13 protein-coding genes and 3 pseudogenes are annotated in these 15,742 nt (G+C 55.4%); 3 read left to right on the plus strand and 13 right to left on the minus strand.

What is annotated here, in order from left to right:
- Positions 1-7: 7 nt before the first annotated feature.
- Complete coding sequence (locus RSAL33209_RS13985) at positions 8-643, minus strand: hypothetical protein (protein WP_012246539.1); 636 nt, start codon at positions 641-643, stop codon at positions 8-10.
- Positions 644-694: 51 nt separating this feature from the next.
- Here RSAL33209_RS13985 and RSAL33209_RS13990 point away from each other — a divergent pair, with 51 nt between their 5' ends.
- Complete coding sequence (locus tag RSAL33209_RS13990) at positions 695-1,705, plus strand: HhH-GPD family protein (RefSeq protein WP_411740978.1); 1,011 nt, start codon at positions 695-697, stop codon at positions 1,703-1,705.
- Between the two features lie 34 nt (positions 1,706-1,739).
- Here RSAL33209_RS13990 and dhaM read toward each other — a convergent pair whose 3' ends face one another.
- The 4 genes and pseudogenes from dhaM to RSAL33209_RS14010 all read right to left on the minus strand — a co-directional run bounded on the left by dhaM (position 1,740) and on the right by RSAL33209_RS14010 (position 4,905).
- Positions 1,740-2,441 (minus strand): dihydroxyacetone kinase phosphoryl donor subunit DhaM, encoded by a 702-nt coding sequence (gene dhaM / locus RSAL33209_RS13995; RefSeq protein ID WP_012246541.1) that lies wholly within the window; start codon positions 2,439-2,441, stop codon positions 1,740-1,742.
- On the minus strand, positions 2,438-3,070 hold the full coding sequence (dhaL, locus tag RSAL33209_RS14000) for a dihydroxyacetone kinase subunit DhaL (protein WP_012246542.1): 633 nt from the start codon (positions 3,068-3,070) through the stop codon (positions 2,438-2,440). Before dhaL ends, dhaM begins: the two co-directional genes overlap by 4 nt.
- A gap of 2 nt (positions 3,071-3,072) precedes the next feature.
- Positions 3,073-4,080, minus strand: a pseudogene (gene dhaK / locus RSAL33209_RS14005) (dihydroxyacetone kinase subunit DhaK).
- Between the two features lie 45 nt (positions 4,081-4,125).
- Positions 4,126-4,905 (minus strand): TetR/AcrR family transcriptional regulator, encoded by a 780-nt coding sequence (locus RSAL33209_RS14010; protein WP_012246545.1) that lies wholly within the window; start codon positions 4,903-4,905, stop codon positions 4,126-4,128.
- Between the two features lie 130 nt (positions 4,906-5,035).
- On the opposite strand from RSAL33209_RS14010, the gene RSAL33209_RS14015 reads away from it, so the two are divergent.
- Together RSAL33209_RS14015 and RSAL33209_RS16595 are read left to right on the plus strand one after the other, a co-directional pair.
- Complete coding sequence (locus tag RSAL33209_RS14015; protein WP_041684839.1) at positions 5,036-5,278, plus strand: hypothetical protein; 243 nt, start codon at positions 5,036-5,038, stop codon at positions 5,276-5,278.
- Positions 5,275-6,003: pseudogene (locus tag RSAL33209_RS16595) on the plus strand (DUF4436 family protein). Before RSAL33209_RS14015 ends, RSAL33209_RS16595 begins: the two are co-directional and overlap by 4 nt.
- Here the strand turns inward: RSAL33209_RS16595 and RSAL33209_RS14025 are convergent.
- From RSAL33209_RS14025 to lysS, 8 genes and pseudogenes are all read right to left on the minus strand, one after another.
- Positions 6,000-6,515 carry an amino-acid N-acetyltransferase gene (locus RSAL33209_RS14025; protein WP_012246548.1) on the minus strand — a complete coding sequence of 172 codons (516 nt, stop codon included), beginning with the start codon at positions 6,513-6,515 and terminating at the stop codon, positions 6,000-6,002. The pseudogene RSAL33209_RS16595 and the gene RSAL33209_RS14025 sit on opposite strands and share 4 nt — an antisense overlap.
- Before the next feature lie 68 nt (positions 6,516-6,583).
- Positions 6,584-8,574 (minus strand): annotated as a pseudogene (locus tag RSAL33209_RS20125) (prolyl oligopeptidase family serine peptidase).
- 12 nt (positions 8,575-8,586) lie between these two features.
- Positions 8,587-9,324, minus strand: coding sequence for a TMEM175 family protein (locus RSAL33209_RS14035; protein WP_012246552.1), 738 nt, complete (start codon positions 9,322-9,324; stop codon positions 8,587-8,589).
- Between the two features lie 220 nt (positions 9,325-9,544).
- Positions 9,545-10,852, minus strand: a complete 1,308-nt coding sequence (locus tag RSAL33209_RS14040; RefSeq protein ID WP_012246553.1) for an alpha/beta hydrolase — start codon at positions 10,850-10,852, stop codon at positions 9,545-9,547.
- A 116-nt stretch (positions 10,853-10,968) separates the two neighbouring features.
- Positions 10,969-13,461, minus strand: coding sequence for an ATP-dependent Clp protease ATP-binding subunit (locus tag RSAL33209_RS14045; RefSeq protein WP_012246554.1), 2,493 nt, complete (start codon positions 13,459-13,461; stop codon positions 10,969-10,971).
- Positions 13,462-13,588: 127 nt separating this feature from the next.
- Complete coding sequence (locus RSAL33209_RS14050; RefSeq protein ID WP_041684840.1) at positions 13,589-13,918, minus strand: histone-like nucleoid-structuring protein Lsr2; 330 nt, start codon at positions 13,916-13,918, stop codon at positions 13,589-13,591.
- Positions 13,919-14,040: 122 nt separating this feature from the next.
- On the minus strand, positions 14,041-14,211 hold the full coding sequence (locus RSAL33209_RS17820; protein WP_012246556.1) for a hypothetical protein: 171 nt from the start codon (positions 14,209-14,211) through the stop codon (positions 14,041-14,043).
- Between the two features lie 5 nt (positions 14,212-14,216).
- Positions 14,217-15,677 carry a lysine--tRNA ligase gene (gene lysS, locus RSAL33209_RS14055; protein ID WP_080503887.1) on the minus strand — a complete coding sequence of 487 codons (1,461 nt, stop codon included), beginning with the start codon at positions 15,675-15,677 and terminating at the stop codon, positions 14,217-14,219.
- Positions 15,678-15,742: the final 65 nt, after the last annotated feature.

Below are 15,742 nucleotides of genomic sequence, written 5' to 3' on the forward strand. Positions count from 1 at the left end.
GGCGGGCTCAGGGCTTTGCTGGATCCAAAGTGAACACGGCTTTAGGACTAGTGAGCTTTCCCAAACTCACCGTCAAGGTGTAAACACCGGCACCCGGCTTAGCTGCAACGGCTTGGCAGCCTTCCGTGGTCCGGTTTCGCTGCCAAGGGAAATTGGCCTTCTCGGAACCACCAGGCGGAATCGACTTAGCTAAATCAGCGGTTGCGGATTGGCAGTCTTTTGACGAGAAAATCCGGTCCGCTCCGCTGAGGATCTCGAAGTCCATCTGGCTAGTGCCTACGTTGACGTCGCAGGCTACTGAGCCGCCGTTCGTCACCGTCAAAGTAAGCACCGGGTTTTGATCCGAGGCATAATTCTGCGCGTCCGTAGAGGCAGCTACCGTGACCTTGCTTTGGTCGCAGGTGGGGGTAGCGGGCGTCGAAGGGCTGGGTTCTGCGCTGCTGGAGGATGGACTACTGGCACCAGACGCCGAAGGGGTTTCTGAGCTGGCGGCAGAGCTCTTTCCGGAACCTCTTACTACCCCAACGATGATCGCAATGATCACCACAAGCACTACTACAGCACCAATTACTACGATAAGTCTGCGTCGACGGTAAACCGCAGGGGAAACCTGTTGTCTCCGACTGCTGTCATTTCCCGCCATGGTTCCAGCCTACGGAAGCTGACGCTGCCGCGAGAACTCCCACGCCGGGCTGTGCCGAATCGCACTGGAGCGACGATCAGTACTACGTTGGATGCTGTGCATTCTGCGAAAGATCTTCTCAGCATCAAAGCCCGCGTCGTCAACTGGTTTGACCAGTCTGCGCGCGAGCTGCCCTGGCGTGCGCCGGATTGCACACCTTGGGGAATTTTGGTCAGCGAAGTCATGTTGCAGCAAACCCCCGTGGTCAGGGTCCTGCCAGTTTGGCTGCAGTGGCAGCAACGATGGCGCACGCCTGCAGACTTAGATGCCGATTCCAGTGGCGAGGCAGTCCGAGCCTGGGGCCGTCTGGGTTACCCGCGGCGGGCGCTACGCTTGCACGCGGCCGCTGTCGAAATCGCTGAAAGGTTCGATGGAGTGGTGCCCGGCACGGTCGATGAGCTCAAGTCGCTACCCGGCATCGGCGACTACACCGCCGCGGCTGTTGCCGCTTTCGCCTTTGGCGCACGCGCCACGGTAGTCGATACCAATATCCGCCGAGTGCATGCCCGACTTTTCAGTGGTCGAGCCTTACCTGCCCCGAGTTTGAGCGCCGCAGAAATGCGGCTGGCCGAAGAGCTACTCCCCAAAGATCGATCCGACTCCGTTGCCTGGAATGCTGCCGCAATGGAATTAGGCGCTTTGATCTGCACAGCAAGATCGCCGCAATGCGTGATCTGCCCGGTTCGCGCGGATTGCGCTTGGATAGCGGCTGGTGAACCAGAGCCAGATTACCGGCCCAAAGGCCAAGCTTGGGCGGGCACGGACCGGCAATTACGTGGCGCTGTGATGGCGGTGCTCCGCGTTGCCGAGCAGCTAGTTCCTAGAGATTTGTTTTTTGCCCCGCCAATTCAGCTTGAAAGCTCCGCAGAGCCTGATGCTAAAAACGCCAGCGCTTTGGATCAGCCGATGAGGCACCTGCACAGTTTGGCAAGCGACCCCAGCCGGCTTGCGCGCATTCTCGAAGGGTTACTAGGCAATGGACTAGCCCAACAAAGCGCAGCCGGCCTGGCGCTGCCCGCGTAGACAAACGAGCAGCGTAAACAAGCGGGCAGCGTGCTTAGATCTCGCCGAATCCGCTTTCCACTTCGGTCCGGACCAGTTCGACAGCCCGCTGCGCATCTGGGCCGGATGCTTCAATGTGCAGGTTTGTCCCTTTTGCCGCACCAAGTGTCATCAGCATCATCACGGATTGCCCGTCAACGCCGTTAATTTCAATCTCCACATTCATCACGCCGAGGGCCGCTGCCAGGGTTGCTGCCGGCCGCGCGTGTAGGCCCATCGGATTGACCAATACCGCATCCGCTTGCACTAACCGACCACCAGAAGCTGCGAGCGCGGGCAGAGTCGTAGAAGCCTCAGGGCGCGAAATACCCAGTCCAGATGCGCCGGCAAGTGCGCCTTCGGCAGCAGCTTGCACCTCGGCAAGACTAGCTCCAGATTGGGCCGCCACCGCAGCAGCCACTAGTCCTTCAACCAATGGCGCATCCGCTAGCCGCACCTTTTCGGGACTCCCGGTCAATTCCAGTGCAGCTTCGGCGGTCATTACCACTGAACCCAGATCCGCCAGAATTAATACACCCGCTCCGGCGTCGGCCGCGAGGATAGCTTGTGAGATTTTCGTCAATGAGGTGCCCAGGCCACCGCCGTCCATTCCACCGGCTGGCAGAATTTTGACATCCGGGGCCATCTGACCGGCTAGCTCGACGACGCCCTCGGCAAGTTTGACGCTATGCGAGACCACAATAAGCGAGACAGTCATAGCGCGGTTCTTGCTGTATTGGCTGCATCTCGCAAGATCAGCGCGCTTGACTGGGCGCCCGGATCTCGATGCCCCACACTGCGCTCACCCAAGTAGCTTGCTCGGCCCTTTCGCGCCAGCAAGGACTCGGTGTCTCGACCGCCGTCTTCAGCTGCCGCGGCAGCAGCGGCCAGCACCTCGTCAGCTGCTAAGCCGTTTTCTACCGCAGCATCGGCCGCCTCAACGGCCGGTGTCCACGCGTCAATCATGGTTTTGTCACCGGGTTCTGCCTTACCTCTGGCCACAATGCCATCTCGCGCTGCCGTAAGAACTGCGCTAACTGTTTGGGCGTCTAAGACTTCGGCTTCGCCGGCCGCCGTGGCTGCCCGCAAAAAAGCAGTGCCGTAAAGCGGCCCAGCAGCGCCACCGACGACAGACATCAAGGTCATCGCAACCAACTTAAAGACAGCGCCCGGGTTCGCAAATTCGGCGTCTAGTTTCTGTAACACCGCACTGAATCCACGGTCCAAGTTCTCACCGTGATCGCCATCGCCAATGAGCCGATCAAGCTCAACTAGCTCCGCCCGGTTTTCCGCGATGGTGGCAGCGCTAGCTTTCATCCAGGCCACTGCCCATTGCGCATCTAGCATCTCTAAACCCCCCACCTCAGCGCCACAGTGTGCACTGGCGCATCCCAAAGTTCTGTCATTTCCTTGTCCAATCGAAGCACGGTGATTGAACAGCCTTGCATTTCAAGCGCGGTAATGTAATTCCCCACCAGCGACCGATCAATTTCTACGCCGCGCTCGGCCAACACCGCGGCAGCGCGGCGATAGACAATATAGAGCTCGCTCAAAGGCGTGCCACCCATACCGTTGACGAAAAGCAAGACTCGCTCGCCAGCATTCAGCTTGAGGTCCGCCAACACCGCGTCGAGTAAACGATCGGTAATGCCATCAGCAGGTTCCATCGCAATTCGATGCCGGCCGGGTTCGCCGTGAATACCAATACCGATTTCAATCTCGTCCTCGGCCAAATCAAAACTCGGCACCCCCGCGTGCGGAACGGTGCAAGCCGAAAGTGCTACACCCATGCTGCGCACATTGTTAATAGCGCGCTGCGCTATTTCAGTTACCGCGTCCAAATTATCGCCGCGTTCGGCAGCCGCGCCCGCGATTTTTTCCACCAAAACAGTGCCGGCTACCCCGCGTCTACCCGCGGTGTATAAGGAGTCCTCGACTGCGAAGTCGTCATTGACCAGCACGGAGCGAACTTCGATTCCTTGGGCTTGGGCCATTTCCGCAGCGGTTTCCAAATTGAGCACATCGCCGGTTTAATTTTTCACAATGTGCAGCACGCCGGCGCCGGAATCCGCAGCCAACGTCGCCGGGATGATGCCATCCGGAGTTGGTGATGTGAAGACTGGGCCGGGCACCGCTGCGTCAAGCATGCCTAATCCGATGAATCCAGCGTGCAACGGTTCATGGCCGGAGCCACCACCGGATACCAAAGCAACTTTTCGCGGCCTGTCCCCTACAGCAGGAGCGCGCGTAATAAACAGTGGATCATTGTGCACCGTCACTAAATCACGGTGCGCTAAGCCGAATCCCTCAACTGATTCGGCCACCACATTTTTGGGATCGTTAATGAGTTTTTTCATAGCTGCCTCCCGAGGCTTCCTTGCCGTGCGAGTGTGTTTCTCAGCCTAGCGCTTTGCCTCCATGCGGCGCGCCACCCCGTCCAGAATTAGGGCCAGGGCAAACTCAAAATGCTCGTGCTTGCTGGCTTCAGAATCATTATTGCTAAATTCACCGGCCCGAACCAATGGCTCCAGCTCTGGGAATTCGCCCCTTGGCAAGAGGGCAATCATCGCCTGCTCGAATTTTGCGCCGGTTTCGTCCGATCCCACCTGACCTCGACTCATATCGCGGGTGAGCCGGGCATTGGCCATGGATATTGAGCTCAGGGTCAATGCGGTGTGTAGCTTTTCATCTCCGCTGAGCGTGGTGTCAGCGAGCGCCTGTAAACAAGACTCCAGCCAACGCATTTGGTAGTAAGTCATCGGCGCTCCGCCGATCGGGATGTCGATCAACCAAGGACGCAGCAATACGACGCGGTAAACGCCGCGCGCCCAGGCAGAGCACTTTTCGCGCCAACATTCTGCGTTCTCAATGCTTTCCGGGACCGGGCCAAACCCGGCGTCGAGCATCAAAATGAGCAGGTCGTCCTTTGAATTCAGGTACCGGTATAGGCTCATTGCGGTAAATCCGAGCCGATCCGCAACACTCTTCATTGAGACTGCGGACAGTCCACCATCGTCGGCAACTTCAATGGCGGCCTCAACGATCTTCGGCACGCTCATCCCGGGTTTTGGCCCCCTGGAACCTGCCGGATTCAATCCCCAAGACAGTGCGACGCCGGGTGGCAGCATCTCGAGAAGCTCTGAGGTCGGCTCTCGCTGACCAGTAAATTCTTCGATCGTCATTCGATCCCCCGCCGTTTAATGATGCTGATTCACTTATCTTACAACTGTATATATAGTAAACATATATAGAAATGACGCTGCCGCTCTCAGAGGACCCGTCCGGTTCGGATTCGGACGCTAACATTCTGTTATGCCACAGAAACGATCAGTACGTGCTCAACAACCAAAGCAATCGGGACGAGTTTCTCGGCACCCACTGCTGTTCACCGTGTTGGGCGTTTTCCTGGCGTTTTTTGCGCTCTCCGTCTACGTACAGGCCAATAGCGGCATTACCGACATCGACTCGCTGGAGCAACCGCCCAACCCCGATGTTAAAGTGACGCTGGTCCTCAAAGCATTGAGCCAGACAAACAAACCGCGGTATTTTCCATGATCGTGGAGCCAGGAGCCTCCATATTGGCGGCTAATGGGGTCACCGTGAAAGAGCCATTGCTCGTGCAGGTTAGCAATGTGCAGGGCACCGGGAGCTACACGCTTAATCCCGGGCAGCTGCCGCAGACCGAGACCGTGCGGTTCCAAGCCGAGGGCAGCCTGGAGCGAAGTATCGAAACTTGGCCTTTTGATCGCTATACCGGAAATCTAACGGTTCAAGCCTTTCAAGGTTCTTTGGATAATCCGAAGCTGCTGAAGACCGAGGTAGCAATCGAAGGTAATGTGGTCGGCTGGAAAATGTCCGGTAAAGAGATCCCGGCTAGTGAAAAAATCAAAAAGTACGATCCGGAGATCACTGTCCTGGAGCTTGCCTTCACACACTCAGCGAGTATCTGGGTACTTGGCTTGCTCTTGGTGCTGGTTTTGATATCACTACCGGTGATGGAAATTTTCGTCGCGCTACGAGTTCATCATCACAAGCAAGCATTCTAAGGTGCGTTCACCGGCTGGTTCGCGGGCATGCTCTTTGCCGTGATCCCGATCCGAAACTTCTTACCAGGCAACCCGCCGCCAGGCTCCTGGATCAACCTCACCGTGACGGTCTGGGTAGTGATCGGTCTCACCGCAGCTCTGATGATCTATATCCGCGCCTGGGTGCTCCGAAAAAGCTTCGCAAAACAACCAGAGAAGTTAGCGCAACCCGAACCGGAAAAACCAAAAGTCTAGAGCGTTTTGATCATTCTAGTGTTGCCTAAGGTATTGGGTTTGACCCGAGCCAAATCGAGGAATTCGGCAACACCTTCATCGTGTGATCGGAGCAATTCGGAATAGACATCTGGGCTAACTGCGCTCTGATCCGGCATTACCGCAAAACCATGCCGGGTAAAGAACTCAACCTCAAAGGTCAGACAAAATACTCGGCTGACGCCCAGCTTCCTGGCCCGCTGCACAAGTTCCTCCACCATCACATGGCCTACACCCTTGCCCAGCCATTCTGGCGCGGCAGCGAGCGTGCGGATTTCGGCCAGGTCCTCCCACATAACGTGCAGGGCGCCGCAACCAATAACCTCGCCGTCGTCTGCTACAGCAAGCAGCATCTCTTGAATGCCTTCAAAGTAGGCCACAGTTTCCTTTGCCACCAAGACGCGCTCCTCAGCCAGAGGTGCCACAAGTTCTTTGATTGCAGGAACGTCCGTTGTGCGGGCCGGACGCAGCGAGAATGAAGCCGAATTATTCACTCACCAAGTCTAGTCACCTTCACCTTGCCGTTGAGGGGCCAACTGATGCGACCCCTCAACGGCACCGGTTAGCGGCCCAGTTCTTTAACCACCGGCAAGCTTTCGCCAAGGACATTTTCAGCAAGGAAAGACTCCACAACCGAGTACCACACTCGCGCGTGTTGCGGCTTCAGAATCCAGTGATTCTCATCCGGGAAGTACAGGAATCGATGCGCTGTCTTGCCATCGGCATCCACTGCGTGACCCGATTTAGACAGCAGCTCGTACCAAAGCCGTAAACCCTCACCGATCGGCACGCGATAATCCTTGTCACCGTGAATCACAAGCATCGGTGTAACGATCTTTTCCACCGATGAGTGCGGAGAATTCTCCGCGCTCATCTGCTCGCTCATTTCGCGCTTCCAATACGAAGCAACATCGGTGGGATTACTAAAACCACCCAACTCCCACAAACTGGCATGGGTCACAATTGCCTTGAATCGATCCGTATGACCCGCGATCCAGTTGGCCATATAGCCGCCAAAAGAGCCACCCATTGCGGCAGTTCGATCCTGATCAATATCGTCCCGGGCCACTACGGCATCAGTAATCGCCATGAGGTCCGTAAAGGGCTCCGACCCCCAGCGACCCCAACCACGTTGGATGAAATCTTGGCCATATCCGGTCGACAAAGCCGGATCCGGCAAAAGCACCGCATAGCCGCGGGCCGTCGCCTTCAGTTGGCAACACTAACCAGGCTCGAACCGTGGAGCCGTCCTGCGCAGTTGCGCTAACCTCCTCGATTCGGCCCGGCAGCTCCGGGCGGGCAACCGGCGAACGCAGTGCAGTAGTCTCACCGCTTGCTATCTCGATGCGCACAGGTGCGGAGGGGAAGGCGTAGGAGCTTCGTAGTGCAAAAAGTGCTGAGCCGTCTGGGCCGACCAGAACGTTGGTATAGGCCGCGTCGTCTTGGCTGAGTTGGCGGACCGCCCCAGACTCGACGTCGATCAGAAATATTGGCGAGCGACCATTCTGATCAGCGGTAACCACCACAGTACGACCGTCTGGAAGCCAAGCTTGCGGTGAACCCCAGCGATCCCAATCGCTAGCCAACGGCGTCATCTCTTTGCTGGCAAGATCAATCAGCCACATCGTCATAACTACTGCCTGCTCCGGCGTACTACGACTCTCTTTGACTAAACACTGCGCGCGTGCCATCTGGGCTGACCGGACCTGGATAGATATTTCCGTCCGCCGCTTCCAGCAACACGTCACGAGTGCCGTCGATCAGCGAGATTCGCTCGACGTGCTCGCTCAAGTCAGCCTCGGCACCCGGCCGGAAAACAGTGGTCAACGCGAAAGAACCATCTGGGCTGAGCACACTGTGCGCCTCAAAAAGCCCCACGCCAATGCCGTCTGTGACTGGTCGTAGGCTCGAAGCAGAGCTGGCGGTAGCAGCTGAGGACTCCGCCGAGGCGGCGGAGTCGAGCACGAAAAGCCTGGGTTCAGCCGGCCCAAGATCGTGATCCCAGAAGCGAACCGGATAGCCATCGTGCAAAATCGCAGCTACTTTGCGGTCTTTTCTGGCCTTGCGCAACTCTTGATCGGAATCCTCATCATGAGCACCGGGTAATACGCCAGCGTTGACGACCACGACGTCGGAGCTAATGTTCGAGAGGAACCCATCAATCCCACCCAACCGGGAATGCGCTAATCGAGCTTCACCGCCACCGGCAGGCAGTTCCCAAAGCGCGTTGTTAGCCTCGCCGTCGTCCTCAGCATCCGGATCTGGTAGAGCCGAGGTGAAGAGCAAACGGCCATCCGCAGTAAAGCTTGCAGAGCTTTCGCCCTTAGCGCTGCGCGTTAGCCGACGAGCGGGTGCGTCGCCCAAAGCGTCGATCGCCCAAAGCGCATTGCGGTATCCGGTCTTTTTGGGATCGATAGTGGCAACGGTGGTCACCAACTGGCTCCCGTCCGGGCTCAAGGTCAAGCCTGATAAGCGCGGAATTTCAATGTATCGATCTAGATCGTGAAAAGGAGTTTTGGGCGTGACGGCGTCCTCGCCGTGTTCGGAAGTCATAGCTCCGGTTTATCACACCCCGGGACGGTCCACCACAGCTTTTGCCGCCTCATCTTCAGCTTGCAACCTCAGCGTCTCCGCACGAACAAAACGACGTTTCGAGAAGGAGCCAAAGATAAACGAAACCGGGCTGATCAGTATCCAGAAATACATTGCGGCGACTGGGTTGATGAACGCAACTGGAATTGAAAACAAGAAGACAATTGCTACCGGCAGAGTGGAGCTTAGGGTATAGCGGTACAAGGCTTCTGAGACACCTGGATCGAGCAGACCAGCCCGCTTGGCATAATGCCAAAGCCAACCCAGGATAAAATATATTGCCCACGTCGTGAAGGCATAAATCACAATCGGCCAGGGCGAAAGTCCCAGTTGCTCGAACAACATGCTAGTGGGAACCGGCAGGAAAACCACCATCATCAACAAGGCCAAGTTGATGAACTGCAACCTGGAATCGTATGAGGTAATACCTCTAAATCGTCGGTGATGAGTTAGCCAAGTATTGCCTACTAAGAAAAACGAGAGCACAAAACCAATAAAGCCCGGAATCTTTGCAACGAGCACTTCATTAATGGCCTCGGTGCTTGCATGCTCCGGGAAGACTACTCTCAAGTCCAATGCCAAGAAGGTCATCGCGATGGCAAAGACCGCATCAGAAAAGAAGATGGTTCGCTCAGTGTTCGGCCCATGCCGCAAAAGATTGGCCGACCCTTCGATTCGCTCGGACATGTCCGGTTTGCTCGATTCACTCACGGCATGAGTTTACTGCCGCATCGGCTACTAGTCAGGACAAAACTCGCCGTGGTCCTTGACATCCAAATTAACCAAAAAGATACTCAGTATCTATATACCAAGTATTTGGGAGTAATATATGTAGAAGTTTTTCTCAACTGGCGTTGTTGCCCTCGCCGTCATGGGTATTTTGAGTGGTAACGGAAGCATCCTTAACCACAGGGCCTCGCTGCAACCACACTCAGCGCACACCGTACTGCTGCATCAGCCAGTCAATGTTGTTCATTAACCCTGGCTTCCAAACCGACCAGCTATGCCCGCCCGGCAGTAGCTGGAATGACGCTTGCACTCCAGCAGTCTTGAGCGCCCGAAACACTTCTTCATTCTGGGGCCGATAAGTGCCATCATTGCCACCCACAATGACCAGTGCTTTGCTATTGGAAAGCTTGGACGATTTGAGCACGTCTAGGGGATTCACTTTGGCAAACGCAGCAGCATCCCCACCGAAGTAGGTCTTGACGATCGCCGCATCTCCGCCGGTCATAAAGGGCGCCCTTTCGCCAGAAATATCAATGAAAGTGTGGTAATGAGCGGGAAAAACGGTTCCCATCTGCAAAGCACAGGTGCCGCCAAATGAAAAACCACCGATGGCAAATTGCTGGCTGGAGCCAAGACCTAGCCTGTACGTAGAGCGGACATAATTTGGCACGTCAACTGCCAGAAATGTTCCACCCTTGCTCAAATTCGAATCCATGCACAGAGGCCAATTGGGTGAGCTGTAATTGGCAGAAACATCTGGCATCACTACTAGCGGTGCGATCCCTTTGTTGGCTGCCGCGTAAGCATCCATTTCCTGAGCCAGTTGACCGCTCTGCAACCAGTCAATGGATCCGCCAGGATTGCCGTGAATTAGCACAAGTACCGGCACGTTAGCCGGGTTCTCGACTTGATACGCCGGTGGAATGTAAATGTAGTTATCGCCGGAAATCACGCCAGAAACAGTTCCCGGGATGGCAACTCTGACCACCTTGCCCTTAGCCGGCATATCTGCTGGCGGAACCCAATCGGCAAGCTTCACCGTTGGGGTTTGCGCGGTCAGCACCAGACTTTGATCTGGCGGCGGCGTACTCTGAACCTCGATCTTGACGCCGTTATCACCCCAGATACTTCCTAGGGTCGGGTAACCGCCAAACACTTGATTGATCTGGCCGGCAACCGCTACGACGACCAAAATTAGCGCAATCGGTGCAATGATCTTGATAAACCATCTTTTCGATCCGAACATTCGCGGCACTAAAAGCGCCAAAGCTGCCACACCGATGCCAACGAAAAGGTAGATCCGCCAATCCAACGGAGCGCCCCACGGGTTGATGAGGTCATCGATAAGGAACTTGGCACCGAATCCTACGACCGCACCAATAACCAACGCACTCGGCACCGCGAGCCTGAGGTGCTTAACCGGGCCAATCAACAACCAGGCCAGGCCGATCACGCCGAGAACTGGCAGAAGAATCGTCAAAAACCCGGTTGTAAGACCAATCCCCGCCATTACTGCCTTTCATAACTAACGATGAAAAAACGCGCCCCCGACTGAGAAGGTACATAGTCATTTGTACCTTCTACAGCTGAGGACGCGTTGTGAACAGTGCTACAAACCCATAAAGACTAGGCTACGGGTGCAATTTCAGGCACTCGAGGCTTGGCGGTTCCGGCAAAAGTGAACTTCGCCTCGTCACCATCACCTTCAACATCCACGACCACAATCTCGCCAGCTTTAAGCTCGCCAAACAGGATCTTTTCGGACAACTGGTCCTCGATCTCGCGCTGAATGGTACGGCGCAGGGGCCGCGCACCCATTGCCGGATCGTAACCTCGGGTAGCCAACAAAGCCTTGGCAGCCGCCGTCAGCTCAATGCCCATGTCCTTCTCTTTGAGCCGCAGCTCCAAGCGAGCCACGAACATATCGACGATCTCCACGATCTCGTCCTGCGTGAGCTGCGGGAAGACCACGACGTCGTCAACACGGTTCAGGAACTCGGGACGGAAGTGCTGCTTGAGTTCCTCAGTAACCCGAGCACGCATCCGGTTATAGCCGGTCTGCGTGTCCGTGCCGGATTGGAACCCGGTGGCAACGCTCTTAGAGATATCTCTGGTGCCCAAGTTGGTCGTCATGATGATCACGGTGTTCTTGAAGTCGACAACCCGACCTTGGCTATCGGTCAAGCGTCCGTCTTCGAGGATCTGCAAAAGCGAGTTGAACAGATCAGCGTGCGCCTTTTCAACTTCGTCGAAAAGCACTACCGAGAATGGCCTGCGGCGAACCTTTTCGGTGAGCTGGCCGCCCTCTTCATAACCAACATATCCAGGAGGCGCACCGAAGAGTCTGGACACGGTGTGCTTCTCTGAGTACTCAGACATATCCAACGTAATCAACGCGTCTTCTTCCCCGAACAAGAACTCGGCAAGTGCCTTTGCTAGCTCAGTCTTACCAACACCGGTTGGCCCGGCGAAGATGAATGAGCCGCCAGGACGCTTCGGGTCTTTCAACCCAGCGCGAGTGCGTCGAATAGCTTGCGAAAGCGACTTGATGGCCTCATCTTGGCCAACAACGCGCTTATGCAGCTCGTCTTCCATTTTGAGCAAGCGACCGGATTCTTCCTCGGTCAGCTTGAACACTGGAATACCAGTTGAATTAGCCAGTACCTCGGCGATGAGCTCTTCATCGACTTCGGTAACGCTGTCTATGCCGCCAGTGCGCCAAGCCCGATCTTTATCTGCACGTTCGGTGATCAACTTCTGCTCGGTGTCGCGCAAAGCAGCAGCACCTTCGAAGTCCTGCGCGTCGATTGCGGCTTCTTTCTGCGCCTTAACCGAAGCGATCTCGCCGTCCATCTCTTTGAGCTCCGGCGGTGCGGTCATCCGACGAATGCGCAACCGGGCGCCGGCCTCATCGATCAGATCGATGGCCTTGTCCGGCAAGAAGCGATCAGAAATATACCGCTCGGCCAGCGTCGCAGCCGAGGTCAGTGCACCATCGGTAATCGAAACCCGGTGATGGGCTTCGTAGCGGTCGCGCAAGCCCTTGAGGATCTCAATGGCGTGCGAAACCGAGGGCTCCTTGACTTGGATGGGCTGGAATCGCCGTTCAAGAGCCGCATCCTTTTCAATGTGCTTACGGTACTCATCCAGAGTCGTGGCACCGATCGTCTGCAATTCACCACGAGCCAATTTGGGCTTGAGGATCGAAGCAGCATCGATTGCGCCTTCTGCGGCACCGGCACCGACGAGGGTGTGAATCTCGTCAATGAACAAGATGATGTCGCCGCGAGTCTGGATTTCTTTGAGCACCTTCTTCAGGCGTTCTTCAAAATCTCCGCGGTATCGCGAGCCAGCGACCAACGATCCTAGATCAAGGGTATAAAGCTGCTTATCTTTGATGGTGTCCGGTACGTCACCCCGTGCTATTGCCTGAGCCAAACCTTCGACGACGGCAGTCTTACCAACGCCTGGCTCACCAATAAGCACCGGGTTATTTTTGGTGCGGCGAGAGAGGATCTGCATGACGCGTTCCATCTCATGCTCGCGACCAATGACCGGATCAAGTTTGTTATCGCGAGCGTCCTGCGTCAGGTTACGACCGAACTGGTCAAGTACCACTGAACCAGCCGGAGTGCCCTCTTGCTGGCCTTGGCCAACTCCTGCACTCGCGGTTTCTTTGCCTTGGTACCCGGACAGCAGCTGAATTACCTGCTGACGAACGCGGCTAAGATCCGCGCCGAGCTTAACCAGCACCTGGGCAGCAACGCCTTCGCCCTCGCGGATCAATCCGAGCAAAATGTGCTCGGTACCGATGTAATTATGGCCGAGCTGCAAAGCCTCACGCAGCGAGAGTTCGAGTACCTTCTTGGCGCGCGGAGTAAAGGGGATGTGTCCACTAGGAGCCTGCTGCCCCTGGCCGATGATCTCCTGCACTTGTTCACGTACCGCATCGAGGGAAATACTCAGCGATTCCAGTGCCTTTGCGGCAATGCCCTCGCCCTCGTGAATGAGGCCGAGCAAGATGTGCTCGGTACCGATGTAGTTGTGGTTGAGCATGCGGGCCTCTTCTTGGGCCAACACGACCACCCGACGGGCTCTGTCTGTAAATCTTTCGAACATTGCGCCACACTCCTAGCTACTGCGTACTTTGATGCTACGCATGTTCCAAGGAGCGCGGGACGATGTTCGCCACAGGGGAAAATTCGGGTGCTTGCCGCACCCGAATTTTCCCCTGATTATTTAGCGTCTAACCTTTAGCTTTACGGTAAGCGTCAACGATATCGGCTTGAATTCGGCCCCGCTCGCTGACGGTGTAACCATTTTCACGCGCCCATTGACGAATTTGAGCTACGTCATTGTTACGGTTTGGCGTACCCGGCTTGCCAGCACGCGGACCACAGCTTGCGCTTTTACGCGCAACTGCGACAAACGGCTCGAGTGCGCTACGAAGATCTTTCGCATGCGCTGAAGAGAGATCGCTTTCGTAATTCGACCCGTCCAGTCCGAACCGGACAGTTTCCTCGGCATTGCCCCCGTCGAGGTCGTCGACCAAAACGATGTTTACTCGCTGTGCCATAGAAGGCCCCCTGATGAAATGCAAAACTTTGATGATTGAAACGCTTGACCACTAAATTATGCAGCGCAACTTGGTAACGAGCAAAACTAACTGCTGACTATTTCCTGTGAATTCGGTAAGTATTAATGCAATTTTACGGCTATATCTTTTCCTGAATTCTTGTCGCGGAGTTCATTTTCAGCTCGCGCCAATGCTTCTCGTTCAGATCGATCAGCGTTGAAAATTGCTTTCATAGTGAAGAAAAATATCACTCCAACTCCAAGAGAAGGAACAATTACTGCTACATATTCCATTGAAATCAGCTTCTTTGCGTATCTGGTTTGAGCAAAGGAAAAAGAATCGACTCGCGGATACCAACACCGGTGAAAAGCATCACCAATCGGTCGATGCCCAAGCCGATTCCACCCATCGGTGGCGCCCCATACTCGAGGGCTCGAAGGAAGTCTTCATCCAGCTGCATTGCTTCTGGATCACCGCTGGCGGCACGCAACGATTGCTCTGTGAGTCGTTCGCGCTGGATGACCGGATCAATCAACTCTGAAAAGGCGGTGCCACGTTCCATACCGCCGATAATCAGATCCCAAGCTTCAATCAAACCAGGTTCACTGCGATGCGGACGAGCCAGTGGCTGCGCCGATGGCGGGTAATCATAGACAAAAGTCGGTTGCAATAGCTTTGGCTCAACTAGTTCGCAAAAGAGCTCCACAACAAGCTTTTCGGCATCCCAGGCCGGGTCAATTTTGATTTCATGCTCCACCGCCAACGCTTGTAATGTCTCGGCTTTTGTCTCCGGAGTAATCTTCTGCCCAACCACCTCAGAAAGCCCAGGGTATACACCGAGCCATTGCCATTCGCCGTCGAGATCAATGACTCCGGCTGGCGTTTCGATTTGCCGGCTACCAATCAGATCCGCGGCATTCAGGATGATTTGTCTCATTCGCTCTGCCATCACAAATTGGTCAGCATAAGCTTCATAGCATTCAAGCATCGTGAATTCTGGACTATGCGTTGAATCAACGCCCTCGTTGCGGAAAATTCGACCCATTTCATACACCCGATCGATTCCGCCAACCACAGCGCGTTTCAGATAGAGCTCGAGCGCTATGCGCAGAGTCATTTTCTGGTCAAATGCATTGATATGGGTTTCAAACGGACGCGCAGAAGCTCCACCATGGATCAGTTGTAGAACTGGACCTTCTACTTCAACATAGTCCAGTGAATTCAAGGTTTCTCGGACGGAACGAGTTATTGCGGCACGCGTGCGCACCATCTGCCGCGCCTCGTCACGGACCATGAGATCGACATAACGTTGCCGAACGCGATTTTCCTCATTCAAATCTGCGTGTAGAACCGGCAACGGGCGCAATGCTTTAGAAACCATCTGCCAAGAATCAGCAAAAACGGATAGCTCTCCGCGCTTGGAAGAAATAACCTCACCATGCAAGAAAACATGATCGCCTAGATCGACAAGAGCCTTCCAATCAGCAAGCGATTGTTCGCCCACATTAGCCAGGCTAAGCATCCCTTGGAGTCGAGTACCGCTTCCTTCTTGGAGTGTTACGAAGCACAGCTTGCCGGTGTTGCGAATAAAAACCACTCGTCCGGACACGCCAACAATTTCGCCACTAGTTTCATCAGCTTGTAGATGATCGAACTTCTGCCGAACTTCAATCAGGCTGTGCGTGCGCGGAACACCCACCGGGTACGGTTCCAACCCGCGCGCCAGAAGGCTGGCACGTTTGTCCAACCGAATCTGCATCTGCTCGGAAACTTCAGTACTCTGCGGGGTTTTTTCGTCGGTCACGAATAGTTATTTTACCGGTT

The organism is Renibacterium salmoninarum ATCC 33209 (assembly GCF_000018885.1).
GTDB classification, from domain to species: domain Bacteria; phylum Actinomycetota; class Actinomycetes; order Actinomycetales; family Micrococcaceae; genus Renibacterium; species Renibacterium salmoninarum.

Excerpts from the sequence above, each read along its gene's own strand:
- RSAL33209_RS14045 (WP_012246554.1), bottom strand. The coding sequence starts at position 13,461 with ATGTTCGAAAGATTTACAGACAGAGCCCGTCGGGTGGTCGTGTTGGCC.
- RSAL33209_RS13985 (WP_012246539.1), bottom strand. The coding sequence starts at position 643 with ATGGCGGGAAATGACAGCAGTCGGAGACAACAGGTTTCCCCTGCGGTT.
- RSAL33209_RS14015 (WP_041684839.1), top strand. The coding sequence starts at position 5,036 with ATGCCACAGAAACGATCAGTACGTGCTCAACAACCAAAGCAATCGGGA.
- RSAL33209_RS14040 (WP_012246553.1), bottom strand. The coding sequence starts at position 10,852 with ATGGCGGGGATTGGTCTTACAACCGGGTTTTTGACGATTCTTCTGCCA.
- lysS (WP_080503887.1), bottom strand. The coding sequence starts at position 15,677 with ATGCAGATTCGGTTGGACAAACGTGCCAGCCTTCTGGCGCGCGGGTTG.
- dhaM (WP_012246541.1), bottom strand. The coding sequence starts at position 2,441 with ATGACTGTCTCGCTTATTGTGGTCTCGCATAGCGTCAAACTTGCCGAG.
- RSAL33209_RS14010 (WP_012246545.1), bottom strand. The coding sequence starts at position 4,905 with ATGACGATCGAAGAATTTACTGGTCAGCGAGAGCCGACCTCAGAGCTT.
- dhaL (WP_012246542.1), bottom strand. The coding sequence starts at position 3,070 with ATGCTAGATGCGCAATGGGCAGTGGCCTGGATGAAAGCTAGCGCTGCC.
- RSAL33209_RS14050 (WP_041684840.1), bottom strand. The coding sequence starts at position 13,918 with ATGGCACAGCGAGTAAACATCGTTTTGGTCGACGACCTCGACGGGGGC.
- RSAL33209_RS17820 (WP_012246556.1), bottom strand. The coding sequence starts at position 14,211 with ATGGAATATGTAGCAGTAATTGTTCCTTCTCTTGGAGTTGGAGTGATA.